This window comes from Pseudomonas sp. WP18 (genome assembly GCF_036689585.1).
Classification (GTDB): domain Bacteria; phylum Pseudomonadota; class Gammaproteobacteria; order Pseudomonadales; family Pseudomonadaceae; genus Aquipseudomonas; species Aquipseudomonas chlororaphis_E.
This window is the reverse complement of the sequence record NZ_CP144758.1, coordinates 153875-169622: the sequence shown is the minus strand read 5'-3', so window position 1 is coordinate 169622 and position 15748 is coordinate 153875. Positions and strand designations below refer to the sequence as shown.

The window sequence follows — 15748 nt, the reverse complement described above, 5'->3', positions numbered from 1 at the left end:
ACTTATTCCTCCGCGGCGCTGGCGCGCAGGCGGTTGATTCGGTTTTCGCTCCACTGCTTGAGCAGCAGGATGAAGAGCGCCAGGATCAGCAACAGGCTCGCCACGGCGAACGCGGCCACGTGGTTGTATTCGTTGTAGAGGATCTCGACGTGCAACGGCAGGGTGTTGGTCACCCCGCGAATGTGCCCGGACACCACCGACACCGCGCCGAACTCGCCCATGGCCCGGGCGGTACACAGCACCACGCCATAGATCAGCCCCCACTTGATGTTCGGCACGGTGACATGCCAGAACATCTGCCAGCCATTGGCGCCCAGCAGGCGCGCGGCTTCCTCTTCCTGGGTGCCCTGTTCCTGCATCAACGGGATCAGTTCCCGGGCCACGAACGGCACGGTGACGAAGATGGTCGCCAGGACAATGCCCGGCAGCGCGAACACGATCTGGATGTCGTGATCCGACAGCCACGGTCCGAACAGGCCCTGGGCGCCGAACATCAACACATAGACCAGGCCGGCGATCACCGGCGACACCGAGAACGGCAGGTCGATCAGCGTCACCAGCATGCTTTTGCCACGGAACGAATACTTGCTCACGCACCACGCGGCGCTGACGCCGAACACCAGGTTCAGCGGCACCGAGATCAGCACGGCGATCACCGTGAGCTTGAGCGCCGACAGCGCGTCGGGCTCGAAGATCGCGCTGAAAAAGGCCCCTAGGCCGAGCTTCAGGCCCTGGGACACCACGATGAACAGGGGCAGCAGCAGGAACAGTGCAAAAATCAGCCAGCCAAGGCCAATCAGGATTCGCCGCGAGCTCGCGCTGCCGCGACGGGCCGCATTGGTGGAAGCGGCGGCAATGGACGATTGGGACATGTTCGCGCCTCCTTATGGGGTTTCAATGCGCCGCTGCAGCAAATTGATCAGCAGCAACAGGACGAAGGACACCACCAGCATCAGCACGCCGATGGACGTGGCGCCGGTGTAGTCGTACTGGTCGAGCTTGACCATGATCAACAGCGGCAGGATCTCGGTTTTCATGGGCATGTTGCCGGCGATGAAAATCACCGAGCCGTACTCGCCGACGCCACGGGCAAACGCCAGCGCGAAGCCGGTCAACCAAGCCGGCAGCAACGCCGGGACGAGGATGTGGCGAAACACCTGCCACGGCTTGGCCCCCAGGCACGCGGCGGCTTCTTCGACTTCACGGGGAATATCGGCGAGCACCGGCTGCACCGTGCGCACCACGAACGGCAACGTCACGAAGGTCAGCGCCAGGGTGATGCCCAAAGGGGTGTAGGCGATCTTGAAACCCAGGTCGGTGGCGAACTGGCCGACCAGGCCGGTCGGCGCGTATAACGCCGTCAAGGCGATACCGGCCACGGCGGTGGGCAGGGCGAAGGGCAGGTCGATCATCGCGTCGATGATCTTGCGACCGGGGAAGGTGTACCGCACCAGCACCCAGGCCAGCAACGTCCCGATCACCCCGTTGATGATCGCGGCGTACAGCGCGGTGCCAAAGCTGAGCTTCAGGGCCGCCAGCACTCGCGGCGCCGAAATGATCGCCCAGAACTGTTCCCAGGTGAGCTGGGCGGCATGCACGAACATGGCCGCCAGGGGTATAAGCACAATCAGACTGAGGTACACCAGGGTGTAGCCCAGCGTCAGCCCGAAGCCGGGTATGACGGGTGAGATGCGACGCGACATAGAAGTCCTTGGTTGAAAACGCGCAAAAGCCCCGACGATGGATCGGGGCCGTTAGGCCAATACCAGTCATTAAAAGCCCACCACAAAACCTGTGGCGAAGGGATTTATCCGCGACTGACATCAGCCCCGTTCAGGCCCGCTCCAGCTTACTGCGCCTGATAGATCTGGTCGAACACGCCGCCATCGTTGAAGAATTTCGGCTGGGCGCTTTTCCAGCCGCCGAAGTCCTTGTCGATGGTCACCAGCTCCAGTTTCGGGAACTGCTGGGCGTACTTGGCGGCCACGTCCTTGTCACGCGGACGGTAGAAGTTCTTCGCGGCAATTTCCTGTCCAGCCGGGCTGTACAGGTGCTTGAGGTAGGCTTCGGCGATCTCGGCGTTGCCCTTCTTCTCGGCATTCTTGTCCACCACCGCCACCGGCGGTTCGGCCAGGATCGACAGCGACGGCACGACGATGTCGAACTTGTCGGCGCCACCGTCTTCCTTCAGCGCCAGGAACGCCTCGTTTTCCCAGGCCAGCAACACGTCGCCCTGACCGTTGTTGACGAACGTAATGGTCGAGCCACGGGCACCGGTGTCGAGGATCGGCACGTGCTTGAACAGCGTTTGCACATACGCCTTGGCCTTGGCTTCGTCACCGCCGTTGGCTTTCAGGCCATAGGCCCAGGCGGCCAGGAAGTTCCAGCGAGCACCGCCGGACGTCTTCGGGTTCGGCGTGATGACCGACACGTCGTCCTTGATCAAATCGCCCCAATCCTTGATGCCCTTGGGGTTGCCCTTGCGCACCAGGAACACGATGGTCGAGGTGTAGGGGGTGCTGGCGTCCGGCAGGCGCTTCTGCCAATCCACCGGCAAGGTTTTACCCAGTTTGGCGATTTCATCGATGTCACCGGCCAACGCCAGGGTCACCACGTCGGCACGCAGGCCGTCGATCACCGCCCGGCCCTGCTTGCCCGAGCCGCCATGGGACTGCTGGATCTTCACACTGTCGCCTGGGTGCGACTGCTTCCAGAAATTCGTGAATTCGGCGTTGTAGTCCTGATACAGCTCGCGGGTCGGGTCGTAGGACACGTTGAGCAGTTCGTAATCCTTGGCAACCGCGGAACCTGCAAAAACAGCACTGGCCAGGGCGGCCAAGGCATAACGGCGAATCGACGACATGGTGAAAGCTCCTGGAATTCTGGTTTCTTATGGCTTCAAGAATCAAACGGCCCTGAAAAATCCCCGCCCTGTGGGAGCAAGGCTTGCTCCCACAGCCCCAACGGTTCTTCAGCCCGGTTTATGGCTCGGCTGCTGCAAGCGGAATTTTTCCTTTCGCTCGATCTGGACCACCTGGGCGTTGTGCACGGTGATTTCCACCGCGCCGAAACGCAGATCGCGCAAGGCGCTCTGGATTTCACGCAAGATGGTTGCTTCGTCCTGGCCGTCAACGCTACGTAGGGATGCGCTCATGCTGCTGCTCCTTGAATGAATGCCTGGCAGTGGGCGGCACTGCTTGCGGCGTGGGAGCAATACTAGATAAAGCCAGATATTCTTAAAAAGACTATTTAAGAATTTTTATATAACCAAAATAACATTCGATCGGTGCTGGTCTCCGTCGAGGCGAGCCTGCTCGCGAAAACCGCCGCGCAGCCGGCTTTTCATCAGGGTAGCCCCATCGCGAGCAGGCTCATTTCCACGACGGTTTACCATCAGGTGATTGCAGGGGCATGCGCCCAGTCCAGTTGCGGCGCCGGCACCGGCCGTCCAAACCAGTAGCCCTGCCCCAGCTCGCAGGCCTGTTCGAGCAGGAAAGCCGCCTGCTCGCGCTGCTCGATGCCCTCGGCGTGCACCTGCATGCCCATGCTGCGGGCCAGGGCCACAATTACGCGGACGATCGCCACGTCGTCCTCGTCCCATGGCAGCCCGGCGACAAAACCCTGGTCGATCTTGAGCTTCTGCACCGGCAGGCGCTTGAGGCGCAGCAGCGACGAATAGCCGGTGCCGAAATCATCAATGGCCAGCCGCACACCCAATTCCCGCAGGCGGTACATCTGCTCCAGTGCCACCTCCGGGTCTTCCATCACCGCACTTTCGGTCACCTCAAGCTCCAGGCAAGCTGGGTCCAGCCCCGTGTCATGCAACACCCGGGCGACTTCGTCGTACAGCTCGCGATGAGCGAACAGCCGGCTCGAAACGTTGACCGCGACAAACTCCAGCGCCACGCCGGCCTGTTGCCAGCGGCACATCTGCCGACAGGCCTGGTCCATGACCCAGGCATCGATCCGGGCGATCAACCCAGTACGCTCGGCGATGGGAATGAACTCGGCAGGCGAGACCAGCCCACGGGAGGGGTGCTGCCAACGCACCAGTGCCTCGACCCCGACCAGACGGCTGCTCGCCAGGTCGTGTACCGGCTGGTAATAGACGCGCAACTCTTGCTGCTCAAGGGCGCGGCGCAGTTCGAAAGCGATTTCGACCCGCTGCTGGGCGTGGGCCGTGAGCTCTTCGGTGTACAGGGCGTAGCCATCACGCCCGGCGCTCTTGGCCTTGAACAGCGCCGAATCGGCGTTGCGCAGCAATTGCCCGGCGCTGCGGGCGTCGCCGGGAAACAGGCTGATGCCCACGCTCGCATTGATGAACAAGGCGTGGTCGTCGAACCGCAGCGGCTCTTTCAAGGCGTCGAGGATCCGGCGCGCCAATACCGCCGCCTGGCCGGGTTGCGAGCAGTTTTCCACCAGGACCGCGAACTCGTCACCGCCCAACCGAGCCAGGGTCACGCCCGGCGCGAACAGCCCGCGAAACCGTTCGGCCACGCGCTTGAGCAACTCATCGCCGACGTTGTGGCCCAGGCTGTCGTTGATGTTCTTGAAATGATCCAGGTCCACCAGCAACAGGGCGCAGCCGCGCTTGTGAAGTTGCGCCGAGGCCAGGGCCTGTTCCGTGCGATCGGAAAACAGCAGGCGGTTGGGCAAGCCGGTCAGCGGGTCGTGATGGGCCAGGTGCGCCAGTTCGTGTTCGGAATCCTTGATCGCACTGATGTCCGAAAACACCGCGACGTAATGGCTGACCTTGGCGTCATCGTCGCGAATCACGCGGATCGTCTGCCATTGCGGGTAGATCTCGCCGCTTTTGCGCCGATTCCAGATCTCGCCACTCCATTCGCCCACCTCTGCCAGGGCGGTGAACATGGCGCGGTAGAAATCCGCACCATGGCGGCCGGACTTGAACAGATTGGGACGCTGGCCCAGGACCTCGTCCTCCTCGTAACCGGTGATCGCCATGAAGGCGCGGTTCACGTGCACGATCAGGCCGTTACGGTCCGTCACCAGCACCCCTTCGCGAGTGCAGTCGAAGACCGCCGCGGCCTGGCGCAGGCGCTCGCGGTCGGCGCTTTGCCCGGTCTTTGCAAAACAGCGCGCAATGCGCACCCGCGCCAGGAAGATCAGCCCGGCGCTGACCAGTACCCAGGCGTAACCGTTGATCAGGAGCCAGTGCTGCTTGTCGACGAATTTATCGAAGAAACTGCTCAATAAATAACCAACGAGCTGCAACCAGATGACTGAAAACAGGAGATAAAGCAGCGCCGTACGCAAGGCACCGCGTTGATGGGCAGTCATTCGGTCGTCCATGTCCCTACAGAGAGGCGGGAATTATAGAGGAAGAAACATCCTGCCACTCTTATCTGAAAGGCCGACTGGTTTTATCCGTGGGGCCGGTGATAATGCAACGGCTGCTTCTATCTTTATCGAGGGCCCTACAGCCTATGTGGTACGAAGGTTTTCTTGGCTTGTCAGCCTGGTCGCTGGTGGCAGTCACCCTGCTGATGACCCATGTCACGATCATTGCCGTCACGGTCTACCTGCACCGTTATTCGGCGCATCGCTCCCTGGAGCTGAACGCCGGCCTCAAGCATTTCTTCCGTTTCTGGCTGTGGCTGACCACGGCCCAGAACACCCGCGAGTGGACCGCCATCCACCGCAAGCACCACGCCAAGTGCGAAACCGTCGATGACCCCCACAGTCCGGTCATCAAGGGCTTGTCCACCGTGCTGCGCAAGGGCGCCGAGCTGTACCGCGCCGAAGCCGAGAACCCGGAAACCCTGCGCATCTACGGCAAGAACTGCCCGGACGACTGGATCGAGCGCAATCTCTACAGCCGCTTCCCGCTGCTGGGTGTGGCGATCATGGGCGTCATCGACCTGCTGCTGTTCGGCACTATCGGCATCACCATCTGGGCCATCCAGATGATGTGGATTCCGGTCTGGGCCGCCGGCGTGGTCAACGGCCTGGGCCACGCCGTGGGCTACCGCAACTTCGAATGCCGCGACGCGGCGACCAACCTGGTGCCCTGGGGCATCCTGATCGGCGGCGAAGAGCTGCACAACAACCACCACACCTACCCCAACTCGGCCAAGCTGTCGGTTCGCAAATGGGAGTTCGACCTGGGCTGGGCCTGGATCCAGGTCTTCAGTTTCCTGCGCCTGGCCAAGGTCCAGCGTGTCGCGCCGATCGCCCACCGGGTCGAGGGCAAGGGGCACCTGGACATGGACACGGCCATGGCGATCCTCAATAACCGCTTCCAGATCATGGCGCAGTACCGTCGCCTGGTCATCGCGCCGCTGGTCAAGCAGGAGCTGGAAAAGGTCGATCATTCCGTGCGCCACCAGTTCCACCGGGCCAAGCGCCTGCTGTCGCGGGAAACCAGCCTGCTGGACGACCGCCATCACCTGCGCATCCAGAACATGCTCGAACACAGCCAGGCGTTGAAGGTGATCTACGAGAAACGCTTGGCCCTGCAACAGATCTGGATCAAGACCAGCAGCAACGGGCACGACATTCTCGCCGCCATCAAGGATTGGGTCCACGAAGCCGAGGCCAGCGGCATCCAGTCCCTGCGCGACTTTGCCGACCAACTCAAGACCTATTCGCTGCGGCCTGCCACGGCCTGACATTCAAACCGTAAGCGCTTGCTGAAGTAGCAAGGAGCTTGTTGTGGCGAGGGGATTTATCCCCGCTGGGTTGCGAAGCGACCCCACGAAATCAACTCGGTGAGCCAGATGCACCGCAGTCGAGATTCGGGGCTGCTCCGCAGCCCAGCGGGGATAAATCCCCTCGCCACAGATTTGGCCCCGACACCCCGCCCTTCGTCGCCTGAAAAGGAACTTCGACCACAATCCCCTATCTCAAAGAGCACTTCGCCATCCAGGCGGGCTTTGGAGAAAGCGCGTGCGAACCTTCAGCAGTGCACGCTCTTTGAGATTTGTGCCGATGGTCGACAAGAACCTACAGGATTCATCCCTACCTCACTGGCCCGAGGCGGCCCAGACGCTCATGGCGCTGATGCACGCCCAGGGTGAAGTGGCGCGCTTGAGCGAACGTGAGCAGTTGTTCAGTTCGCTGTTGGTCAGCGTCAATGCCGTGCTTTGGGCGTTCAATTGGGAAACCCGGCAAGTGCTGTACGTCAGCCCCGCCTACGAACGGATCTTCGGCCGCCCAGCCGGCCTGGTCCTGGCCGATTTCAACGAATGGCGCGACGCGATCTATCCCGACGACCTGGAATACGCCGAGCGAAGCCTGGCCGAAGTGCTGGTCAAGGGCGCCGTCGAGGACCGCGAATACCGGATCATCGCCGGCGATGGCCAAATTCGCTGGTTGAGCGACAAATGCTTCATCAGTCGCCAGGCCGAACCGGGGCAACCGGTGATCGTGGTCGGCATCGCCGAAGACATCACTGAAAAGAAGTTGCTGGAAAGTGAGCTGCAGCGCCTGGCGACCACCGATGTGCTGACCCAGAGCAGCAATCGCCGGCACTTCTTCGAATGTGCCCACCGCGAGTTCGAGCAGGCCCGGCTCCAGGGAATCCCCATGGCGTTCCTGCTACTGGATATCGATGACTTCAAGGTGATCAACGATACCTACGGCCACCAGGAAGGCGACACGGTGCTGCAGCGAATCGCCGAGAGCGGTCGTTCCGTGCTGCGCCGTGGCGATCTGTTCGGCCGGATCGGCGGAGAAGAGTTCGCCGCTGTGTTTCCCGGCTGCGCCCCGGACATGGCGTTGCAGGTGGCCGAGCGGTTGCAACGGGAAATCCAGCGCCTGACGTTCCGCAGCGGCGAGCAGAGCTTCGGCATCACCGTCAGCCAGGGCCTGACCAGCATCACGGCCGAAGACCAGAGCCTCGACAGCCTGTTCGCCCGCGCCGACGCCGCCATGTACGAAGCCAAGCACCAGGGCAAGAACCGCATCATCGCCGCCTGACCCTGTGGGAGCGAGCCGGCGGGCTACTTTTTGCGCAAGCGCGTCAGCTCCGGCAAACCGACCTTCAGCAAACGCGCCGTGCGCCCCCGTGCCAGTTCCTCAAGCCCTTCGTGCGCGGGCAGGCGGGCCATTTGCGCGGCCATGTTCATCACCAGCGCCTCGCGCGAATACACCCCGCCTCCCAATCCGTAGACCGCTGCGATCAACTCGCGCAATTCCAGCGGCAGGCGCCAACGGGTCCGCAGCGCCGAGCCAAAGCCGGCACCGAACCGTTCCAGGCAATCCCCCACTTCCTCCGGCTCGTCCAACTCGCCGCCAGCCTGCTTCCATTCCTCCAGGCAACGCAGCACCGCCAGGTCACCCAAGCGATGCAAGAGCCCGGCGCAATAGCAGCGCTCCTGCTCCAAATCCAGCAATCGCGCGATCGTCCGGGCGTATTCGGCCGTGTACAGCGACAATTGCCAGTAGCGCTCGGCGTAATGCGCCAGGCCGGGAACGCTGAGCCGGGCGCAACGCTTGAGGGTCAAGCCGAGGATCAGGTTCATGCTCGGGCCGCTGCCCAGCTGGTGCAGCGCCTGGGCCACGGTCTGCACCGGGCCGCCACTCTGATGCTGGGCCGCGCTGTTGGCCGCCGCGATCAGCGCGGCGGTGATCTGCGGATCCGTGCGGATCTCTTCTTCCAGCAGTTTCAGGTCCAACCCCTTGGGGTTGAGGCTGCGCTTGACCGCCACTTGCACGTCGGTCATCAATGGCGCGCCTTGGGACTGGTCCCGGCGACGCTCGAGAAAGGCAGCCAGGGTCAGGCCCGGTTCCAGGGTGGGCGCGGCGTCCGCCGCTTCAGGGCCGCCCAGCAGCAATCCCTGCAAACGCTGGATCAGGTTTTCCCGGTTCAGGGGTTTGCTCAGGTAGGCCGTCGGTGCCAGCGGCAAGACCTCACGCACACTGGCGCTGTCATTGCGCCGACTCATCAGGATGAACGGCAGCACGGGCGTACGGGGTTGCTGACGAAGGCCGCGCAAGAGGCTCAGGCCATCGACGCCCGGCAACTCCCAGTCGGCTACCACCAAGTCGTAAGGATTGCGCCCCAGCAGCTCCAACGCCTCACGGCCATCGCTACAGCTGTCCACCTGGGCGTCACAGCGCACGTGTGACAACACCTCCTCCAACAACTCCCGGGAGGCTGGATCAGCCTCGGCAATCAACACTCGCGGTACAGCGGGTAACACCACAGCAGTCATTGCGCATCTCCCTTGCCATACTTTCACCTTAGCCAATGACGGCCGTTCCAGACAGCTCAAAAGCGGCCACACCGTTTAGCGGGCATGAAAAAACCCGCCGAAGCGGGTTTTTTGTGAATCAAGCCACAATCAGAGTTCGCGCAAGCACTCTTCGATGATTGCCAGGCCTTTGTCCAGTTGCTCATCCGGCGAGGTCAGCGGCACCAGCACCCGCAGGACGTTGCCGTAGGTGCCGCAGGACAACAGGATCAAGCCCTTGTCCCGGGCCTTGGCCACGACCTGGGCCACAGCGGCGGCGTTCGGCTTGTGGGAATCGCCGTCCTCGAACAGCTCCACAGCGATCATCGCCCCCAGTGCACGCACTTCACCGATGACCGGGTATTTCTTCTGCATTGCCTTGAGGCTAGTCACCAGGCGCTCGCCCACGGCCTTGCAGCGGTCCAGCAGGTGTTCTTCTTCGAACACTTGCATCACCGCCAGCGCCGCCGCACAGGCGATCGGGCTACCGGCATAGGTACCGCCCAGGCCGCCCGGGGCGATGGCGTCCATGTACTCGGCCTTGCCGCAAACGCCGGCCAGTGGGAAGCCGCCGGCAATGGACTTGGCGAACGTGGTCAGGTCAGCCGCAACGCCCATCTGCTCCATGGCGAAGAAGGTGCCGGTACGGCCGGCGCCGGTCTGCACTTCGTCAGCGATCAGCAGGATGCCGTGCTGGTCGCACAGGGCGCGCAGGCGCTTCATGAATTCCTTCGGCGCGACATAGAAACCACCCTCGCCCTGCACCGGCTCGATGATGATCGCAGCGATGTCACGCGGCTCGGCGTCGTTCTTGAAGATGCGCTCGATGCTGGCGATGGAGTCGTCGATGCTCACGCCGTGCAGTTCGTTCGGGTACAACGCGCGGAAAATGCCGCCAGGCATCAGGCCCATGCCGGCCGAATACGGTACAACCTTGCCGGTCAGGCCCAGGGTCATCATGGTGCGGCCGTGGTAAGCGCCGGTGAAGGCAATCACGCCGGCACGACCGGTGGCGGCGCGGGCGATCTTCACGGCGTTCTCCACCGCTTCGGAACCGGTGGTCACCAACAGGGTTTTCTTGGCGAAATCGCCGGGCACCTTGGCGTTGATTTTTTCGCACAGTTCCACGTACGGCTCGTAGGCCAGGACCTGGAAGCAGGTGTGGGTCAGCTTGTTCAGCTGGTCGGTCACGGCGGCGATGATTTTCGGGTGCACGTGACCGGTGTTGAGCACGGCGATACCGCCGGCGAAGTCGATGAATTCACGGCCTTCAACGTCGGTTACCGTGGCGTTCTTCGCCGATTCAGCGAAGATCGGGTGGATCTGGCCGACGCCACGTGGAACGGCAGCGGTACGACGGGCCATCAGGTCAGCGTTAGTCTTGCTCATTACAGTCCTCATTCGCCGCTCATCGGTCGGCGTAGTCCAAGGAATACATGGCGGGGAGGCAACTGCGACAGCATGCGATGATCGACTGCCGCAGCGTTCCGGCCACAAGAAACAGAACAGGTGGAACACGCAAAGGACAGCGCTCTCGTGCCCTTTGCGCTTGCAGCAGGATCAGATACCCAGGCAGAGGTATTTGATTTCCAGGTAATCCTCGATGCCGTACTTGGAGCCTTCACGGCCCAGGCCCGAAGCCTTGATGCCGCCGAACGGCGCGACTTCGTTGGAAATCAACCCGGTGTTGACGCCGACCATGCCGTATTCCAGAGCCTCGGCCACGCGGAACACACGGCCCAGGTCACGGGCATAGAAGTAAGAGGCCAGGCCGAACTCGGTGTCGTTGGACATCGCGATCACTTCGGCTTCGTCTTTGAAGCGGAACAGCGGCGCCAGCGGGCCGAAGGTCTCTTCCTTGGCCACGGCAGCGGTTTTCGGGACGTTGGTCAGGATGGTCGGCTCGAAGAAGTTGCCTTCCATCGCCTTGCCACCGGCCAGTACGGTCGCGCCTTTGCCGACAGCATCGGCGATGTGCTCCTGGACCTTGGCGACGGCTTTCTCGTCGATCAACGGACCGGTGGTGGTGCCGTCTTCCAGACCGTTGCCGATCTTGAGCTTGGCCACCGCGGCCTTGAGTTTCTCGGCGAACGCGTCGTACACCGAATCCTGGATGTACAGGCGGTTGGCGCAGACGCAGGTCTGGCCGTTGTTGCGGTACTTGGAAATGATCGCGCCCTCGACGGCCTTATCCAGGTCCGCGTCGTCGAACACGATGAACGGTGCGTTGCCGCCCAGCTCCAGGGACACTTTCTTGATGTCCTGGGCGCATTCGGCCATCAGTTGGCGACCGATCTCGGTCGAACCGGTGAAGGACAGTTTGCGCACGATCGGGTTGCTGGTCAGCTCGCCGCCGATGTCGCCGGCACTGCCGGTGACCACGCTCAGCACGCCTTGCGGAATGCCGGCACGGTGCGCCAGCTCCACCAGGGCCAGGGCCGAGAACGGAGTTTGCGAAGCCGGTTTGATGACCATGGTGCAGCCGGCGGCCAGGGCTGGGCCGGCCTTGCGGGTGATCATCGCCGCCGGGAAGTTCCACGGGGTAATGGCCGCGGTCACGCCGATCGGCTGCTTGATCACGATCAGGCGCTTGTCGGGCTGGTGGCCAGGAATCACGTCACCGTAGATGCGCTTGGCCTCTTCGGCGAACCACTCGATGAAGGACGCGGCATAGACGATCTCACCCTTGGCTTCGGCCAGGGGCTTGCCCTGCTCCAGGGTCATCAGGCGACCCAGGTCGTCCTGGTTTTCGATCAGCAATTCGTACCAGCGGCGCAGCTTGTTGGCGCGCTCCTTGGCGGTCAGCGCACGCCAGGCCGGCAGCGCCTTGTCGGCGGCTTCGATCGCGCGGCGGGTTTCGGCAGCGCCCATTTTCGGCACCGTGCCCAGCACTTCGCCCGTTGCCGGGTTGGTGACCTTGATCGTCTGACCATTGTCCGCATCGACCCAAGCGCCATCGATAAAGGCTTGCTGGCGGAACAACTGGGTGTCTTTAAGCTGCATGTCGGCTTTCCTTAACAGCACCGCGCGCACGCGGAGCGAATTAGAGTTGTAGAAAGGCGCCTTATGGGCTGCCGTCAGGGAAATCATCCACCGGGCTGAAGCACAGAAATAACGCACATAAGCATAGACGTGCGGTTCAGCACCCAGACAAGAGCGTTTGAAATCTCAAACGAATCCTAGGGCCGATAGGGGGAGAGGACAATAGGCTGTTCGAAAAAAAGAACGAAAAACCGCCATTTGCCCGTTTTTTCTGATCAGCGTAGCCGACGCCCGAGCAGCCTTGGGAAAACAACGGCAAATCAGCAGCATGGACGCCCGCCCAGCATATGAGTATCATGGCGCCCGCGCTGCACCAGTAGCTCAGCTGGATAGAGTACTGCCCTCCGAAGGCAGGGGTCGTGGGTTCGAATCCCGCCTGGTGCACCATACAGATGATCAAAAGCCCCACGTCGCAAGACGTGGGGCTTTTTTTGTGGGCGTTTGGGTCACTCAACGCTTTTGCAACGCCTCCAGCCGGGCCGGCAAGTCTTCCTTGGGGAAGCGCTTGTGCAGTGCCAGCAGCTTCTCATCCGCCACCTTGGTGTCCCCTGCCTGACGCAGGCGCAGTATTTCCTGCAGGCCTTGCTCCAGGGACGGTAGGGCAACGGCCGCGGACTTGCTCATCCGGGCCTTGGGCTCGTCCGCCAGCGATTGCACAGGGCTCGCCGGCGCTGGTGCCAGGGCCATTTCTGCCTGGGGGGCGATGCGGGCCATCGGCGCGGGGGCCGGCTTCGCGGGCGCTGCGGCCACGACGGGTGCCTGGCTTGCGGACTCGTCCAGCGAGGCCGGCGCGGCCAGTTCTTGCTGGGGTACCGGCGAGCGCAGCACCAGGCCGATCATCAGCGCGACACCTGCCACCGTGGCGAACGCCATCTGCCAGCGCGGTCGTTGGCAGGCCAGCCACCAGCGCTTCCACAAACCAGGCCGGGGCGCGGGGGCTTCGCGCTGGGCGGTGGCCAGGATGAAGGCGTCCAGGGACGCGGGCGGCTCGCCGCGGGTGTGTTGGCGGAAATGCTCGATCAGCGCTTCGTCGGCGGGATCCGGGGTCTGTCGGGAATCGATCATGCGGGTACCTCCTCGGCCAGCAGTCGCTGCAACTTCTGCTGGGCGTAACGCAAACGGCTCTTTACCGTTTCCAACGGGACGCCGGTCAGGGCGGCGATCTGCGGCAACTCAAGGTCGCCATGCAGGCGCAGCAGGAAGACCTCGCGCTGGTCCTCGGGCAAGGCTTGCAAAGCGGCCTCCAGGCGCGCCTGGTCGCGACTCAGGCTCAACTGTCGCTCGGGGCTGGCGGTGTCGTCGGGCTGGACGTGTAGCTGTTCGTCGTAGCTGTCATGCAGTGGATTATGAACGCCATGCTTGCGCCAGTGATCGATCAGGCGATTACGGGCAATCTGGAACAACCAGGTACGAAAACTCGCCCGGCCCTGTGGCTGGGTCGCGCTGCGAATCAGGCTGAGCCAGGTGTCCTGGAACACTTCCTCGGCCAGTTCGGCCTTGTTGCTCAAGGATACGAGGAAACGGTACAGCCCCTGCCGATGCCGCGCATACAGGATCTCAAAACTGGCGCCATCACCGTTGCGGTAGCGGGTCAGCAACGATTCGTCGCTGACTGAGTCGATCGGGGTGGGCATTTGGGCGGCGGACTCCTTCCAATTGAAATGCGATCCTGCAAACAACACCGATCCTTTGTAGAAGCCGGACAAGCCCGGCTTCTACAGGTTGATACCATGACTCTTCAGGAGCCGCGCTTGACCTCGGGCTTGAGGCTCTGGGCGAGCTCGACCAGTTGCACGAACTCGGCGCGCAACCCGAACGGGTCGTCACCGCGGGCAGCACGGGCCAGCTGCGCGGTGTCCTTCAAACTCATCGGCCCAGTGTAGCGCCCATCTCCCTTGAGCTGCTGCGCAAACGCCGCCACGGCCGCCGCGAACCGCAGGTCATCGCTGGCCTTGTCTTCGGCCTGCGCGCTGGCGATCGGGTGCTCGATCAGCCGGCTGCTGCCGCCCTCAGCGGGCTTGTAGCGCACACGCAACATCGCCATTTCCCCGGCCGTGCCTTCCTTCTTTGCCTGCGGGTTGGCATAGCGCAGCGGTTCCAACCAGCCCTTCTCGCCCTTGGGCACGATTTCGTAGAGCGCCGTGACCGTATGCCCGGCACCGATCTCACCGGCATCGACCTTGTCGTTGTTGAAATCCTCACGCTTGAGCGCCCGGTTCTCATAGCCCAGCAAGCGGTACTCGCTGACTTGGGCGGGGTTGAACTCCACCTGCAACTTCACATCCCGGGCCACCACGGCCAGGGTCGAGCTGAGCTGGTCCACCAACACCTTGCGCGCTTCGAGCAGGTTATCGATGTAGGCGTAGTTACCATCCCCCGCATCCGCCAGTTGCTCCATCAGGTGCTCGTTGTAGTTGTCCACGCCGAAACCCAGCGTGGTGAGGGAAATACCGCTCTTGCGCTGGTCCACGGCCATCTGCTTGAGGCTGTCGAAGTCGCTGATGCCAACGTTGAAGTCACCGTCAGTGGCCAGCAGGATGCGATTGATGCCGTTGTCGATGAAGCTCTCCCGCGCCATCTGGTAGGCCAGCTCGATGCCCGAGCCCCCTGCGGTTGAACCGCCGGCGTTCAATTGGTCGATGGCGTTGCGGAGGGTGGCCTTTTCACGACCCGACGTGGGCTTGAGCACCACTCGGGATTCGCCGGCATACACCACCAGAGAGACCCGGTCCTGGTCGCGCAGTTGATCCACCAACAGCTTCAGCGTGCTCTTGACCAGCGGCAAGCCTTCGCGGCGGTCCATGGAGCCGGAAACGTCCACCAGGAACACCAGGTTGGCCGGCGCCAGGTCAGCCACGGCGCGGTCGGATGCCTTGATGCCAATGCGCAGCAGCCGGGTGTGCGGGTTCCACGGCGACGGAGCCACTTCGGTGGTCACGCCAAAAGGCGAACCATCGGTGGGCAGCGCGTAGGTGTAGGGAAAGTAGTTGACCATTTCCTCCAGCCGCACCGCCCCTTCCGGCGGCAGGCTGCCCTGGTTGAGGAAACGGCGCACATTGGCGTAGCTGCCAGTGTCGACATCCACGCTGAAGGTCGAGACCGGCGTTTCGGCGACGCTGTGGACCGGGTTGTCCGGCAGTTTTTCATACTGTTCGCGCGGCTCGCTGCGGTAGTCCGGGGACATGGCATCACTCGCCACCATCGGCGAAGGCATCGGGGCTGGCGCGATCCTGTACTTGGCCACGGAGGGCTGCACGGCGGCGGCCTCGCGTTGCAGCTCGGGCTTGTCGGCCGCGGAGATGGGGCCGGCGCTCTCCCGTGACGACAACCCACAACCGGCCAGCGAAACCAATAAGGTCACGGCGAAGCCCTGGGCAGCAGGACGCAGGAAGGGGAATGGACGGGACATGGGCAGAACCTCGTGAGTGGATAATCCGTTCACAAGCTCAGACGAGGAGGATTTTCGGTTCGGGTTAAGGACGGCAAAATTTTTTTGTGGGGTGAAACAG

General features: G+C 62.7%; 13 protein-coding genes and 1 tRNA gene. 3 read left to right on the top strand and 11 right to left on the bottom strand.

Annotated features, from left to right (window positions below):
* Window positions 1-2: 2 nt before the first annotated feature.
* The 5 genes from cysW to dibA form a co-directional block, all read right to left on the bottom strand.
* Window positions 3-872: a sulfate ABC transporter permease subunit CysW gene (gene cysW / locus V5F23_RS00780; protein ID WP_123579732.1), complete on the bottom strand. Its 870-nt coding sequence runs from the start codon at window positions 870-872 to the stop codon at window positions 3-5.
* A 12-nt stretch (window positions 873-884) separates the two neighbouring features.
* Entirely contained in the window at window positions 885-1703 is an 819-nt protein-coding gene (cysT, locus tag V5F23_RS00775; protein ID WP_013692011.1) for a sulfate ABC transporter permease subunit CysT, read from the bottom strand.
* A gap of 146 nt (window positions 1704-1849) precedes the next feature.
* A complete protein-coding gene (locus V5F23_RS00770) occupies window positions 1850-2863 on the bottom strand; it encodes a sulfate ABC transporter substrate-binding protein (RefSeq protein WP_042732573.1) in 1014 nt (337 codons plus the stop codon).
* Window positions 2864-2971: 108 nt separating this feature from the next.
* Window positions 2972-3154, bottom strand: a complete 183-nt coding sequence (oscA, locus tag V5F23_RS00765; protein ID WP_042732574.1) for a sulfur starvation response protein OscA — start codon at window positions 3152-3154, stop codon at window positions 2972-2974.
* Between the two features lie 239 nt (window positions 3155-3393).
* Complete coding sequence (gene dibA / locus V5F23_RS00760) at window positions 3394-5301, bottom strand: phosphodiesterase DibA (RefSeq protein WP_047736257.1); 1908 nt, start codon at window positions 5299-5301, stop codon at window positions 3394-3396.
* Window positions 5302-5447: 146 nt separating this feature from the next.
* On the opposite strand from dibA, the gene desA reads away from it, so the two are divergent.
* Both desA and V5F23_RS00750 read left to right on the top strand, forming a co-directional pair.
* Window positions 5448-6632, top strand: coding sequence for a delta-9 fatty acid desaturase DesA (gene desA / locus V5F23_RS00755; RefSeq protein ID WP_338497273.1), 1185 nt, complete (start codon window positions 5448-5450; stop codon window positions 6630-6632).
* Window positions 6633-6951: 319 nt separating this feature from the next.
* On the top strand, window positions 6952-7941 hold the full coding sequence (locus V5F23_RS00750; RefSeq protein ID WP_042731653.1) for a sensor domain-containing diguanylate cyclase: 990 nt from the start codon (window positions 6952-6954) through the stop codon (window positions 7939-7941).
* Between the two features lie 23 nt (window positions 7942-7964).
* Here the strand turns inward: V5F23_RS00750 and V5F23_RS00745 are convergent, their stop codons facing one another.
* The 3 genes from V5F23_RS00745 to gabD form a co-directional block, all read right to left on the bottom strand.
* On the bottom strand, window positions 7965-9179 hold the full coding sequence (locus V5F23_RS00745; RefSeq protein WP_042731652.1) for an HDOD domain-containing protein: 1215 nt from the start codon (window positions 9177-9179) through the stop codon (window positions 7965-7967).
* Window positions 9180-9308: 129 nt separating this feature from the next.
* Window positions 9309-10586 (bottom strand): 4-aminobutyrate--2-oxoglutarate transaminase, encoded by a 1278-nt coding sequence (gabT, locus tag V5F23_RS00740; protein ID WP_042731651.1) that lies wholly within the window; start codon window positions 10584-10586, stop codon window positions 9309-9311.
* 171 nt (window positions 10587-10757) lie between these two features.
* Window positions 10758-12200 carry an NADP-dependent succinate-semialdehyde dehydrogenase gene (gene gabD / locus V5F23_RS00735; protein ID WP_042731650.1) on the bottom strand — a complete coding sequence of 481 codons (1443 nt, stop codon included), beginning with the start codon at window positions 12198-12200 and terminating at the stop codon, window positions 10758-10760.
* A gap of 349 nt (window positions 12201-12549) precedes the next feature.
* On the opposite strand from gabD, the gene V5F23_RS00730 reads away from it, so the two are divergent.
* Window positions 12550-12626 (top strand) — tRNA-Arg (locus V5F23_RS00730).
* A gap of 63 nt (window positions 12627-12689) precedes the next feature.
* Here V5F23_RS00730 and V5F23_RS00725 read toward each other — a convergent pair.
* From V5F23_RS00725 to V5F23_RS00715, 3 genes are all read right to left on the bottom strand, one after another.
* Window positions 12690-13304 (bottom strand): hypothetical protein, encoded by a 615-nt coding sequence (locus V5F23_RS00725; RefSeq protein ID WP_123579725.1) that lies wholly within the window; start codon window positions 13302-13304, stop codon window positions 12690-12692.
* Window positions 13301-13873: an RNA polymerase sigma factor gene (locus V5F23_RS00720; RefSeq protein ID WP_123579724.1), complete on the bottom strand. Its 573-nt coding sequence runs from the start codon at window positions 13871-13873 to the stop codon at window positions 13301-13303. The genes V5F23_RS00725 and V5F23_RS00720 overlap by 4 nt, the downstream gene beginning before the upstream one ends.
* Before the next feature lie 104 nt (window positions 13874-13977).
* On the bottom strand, window positions 13978-15648 hold the full coding sequence (locus tag V5F23_RS00715) for a VWA domain-containing protein (RefSeq protein ID WP_338497269.1): 1671 nt from the start codon (window positions 15646-15648) through the stop codon (window positions 13978-13980).
* Window positions 15649-15748 lie beyond the last annotated feature (100 nt).

Bases quoted from the DNA above. Each gene is read 5' to 3' on its own strand.
- cysW (WP_123579732.1), bottom strand. From the start codon at position 872: ATGTCCCAATCGTCCATTGCCGCCGCTTCCACCAATGCGGCCCGTCGC.
- cysT (WP_013692011.1), bottom strand. From the start codon at position 1,703: ATGTCGCGTCGCATCTCACCCGTCATACCCGGCTTCGGGCTGACGCTG.
- V5F23_RS00770 (WP_042732573.1), bottom strand. From the start codon at position 2,863: ATGTCGTCGATTCGCCGTTATGCCTTGGCCGCCCTGGCCAGTGCTGTT.
- oscA (WP_042732574.1), bottom strand. From the start codon at position 3,154: ATGAGCGCATCCCTACGTAGCGTTGACGGCCAGGACGAAGCAACCATC.
- dibA (WP_047736257.1), bottom strand. From the start codon at position 5,301: ATGACTGCCCATCAACGCGGTGCCTTGCGTACGGCGCTGCTTTATCTC.
- desA (WP_338497273.1), top strand. From the start codon at position 5,448: ATGTGGTACGAAGGTTTTCTTGGCTTGTCAGCCTGGTCGCTGGTGGCA.
- V5F23_RS00750 (WP_042731653.1), top strand. From the start codon at position 6,952: ATGGTCGACAAGAACCTACAGGATTCATCCCTACCTCACTGGCCCGAG.
- V5F23_RS00745 (WP_042731652.1), bottom strand. From the start codon at position 9,179: ATGACTGCTGTGGTGTTACCCGCTGTACCGCGAGTGTTGATTGCCGAG.
- gabT (WP_042731651.1), bottom strand. From the start codon at position 10,586: ATGAGCAAGACTAACGCTGACCTGATGGCCCGTCGTACCGCTGCCGTT.
- gabD (WP_042731650.1), bottom strand. From the start codon at position 12,200: ATGCAGCTTAAAGACACCCAGTTGTTCCGCCAGCAAGCCTTTATCGAT.
- V5F23_RS00725 (WP_123579725.1), bottom strand. From the start codon at position 13,304: ATGATCGATTCCCGACAGACCCCGGATCCCGCCGACGAAGCGCTGATC.
- V5F23_RS00720 (WP_123579724.1), bottom strand. From the start codon at position 13,873: ATGCCCACCCCGATCGACTCAGTCAGCGACGAATCGTTGCTGACCCGC.
- V5F23_RS00715 (WP_338497269.1), bottom strand. From the start codon at position 15,648: ATGTCCCGTCCATTCCCCTTCCTGCGTCCTGCTGCCCAGGGCTTCGCC.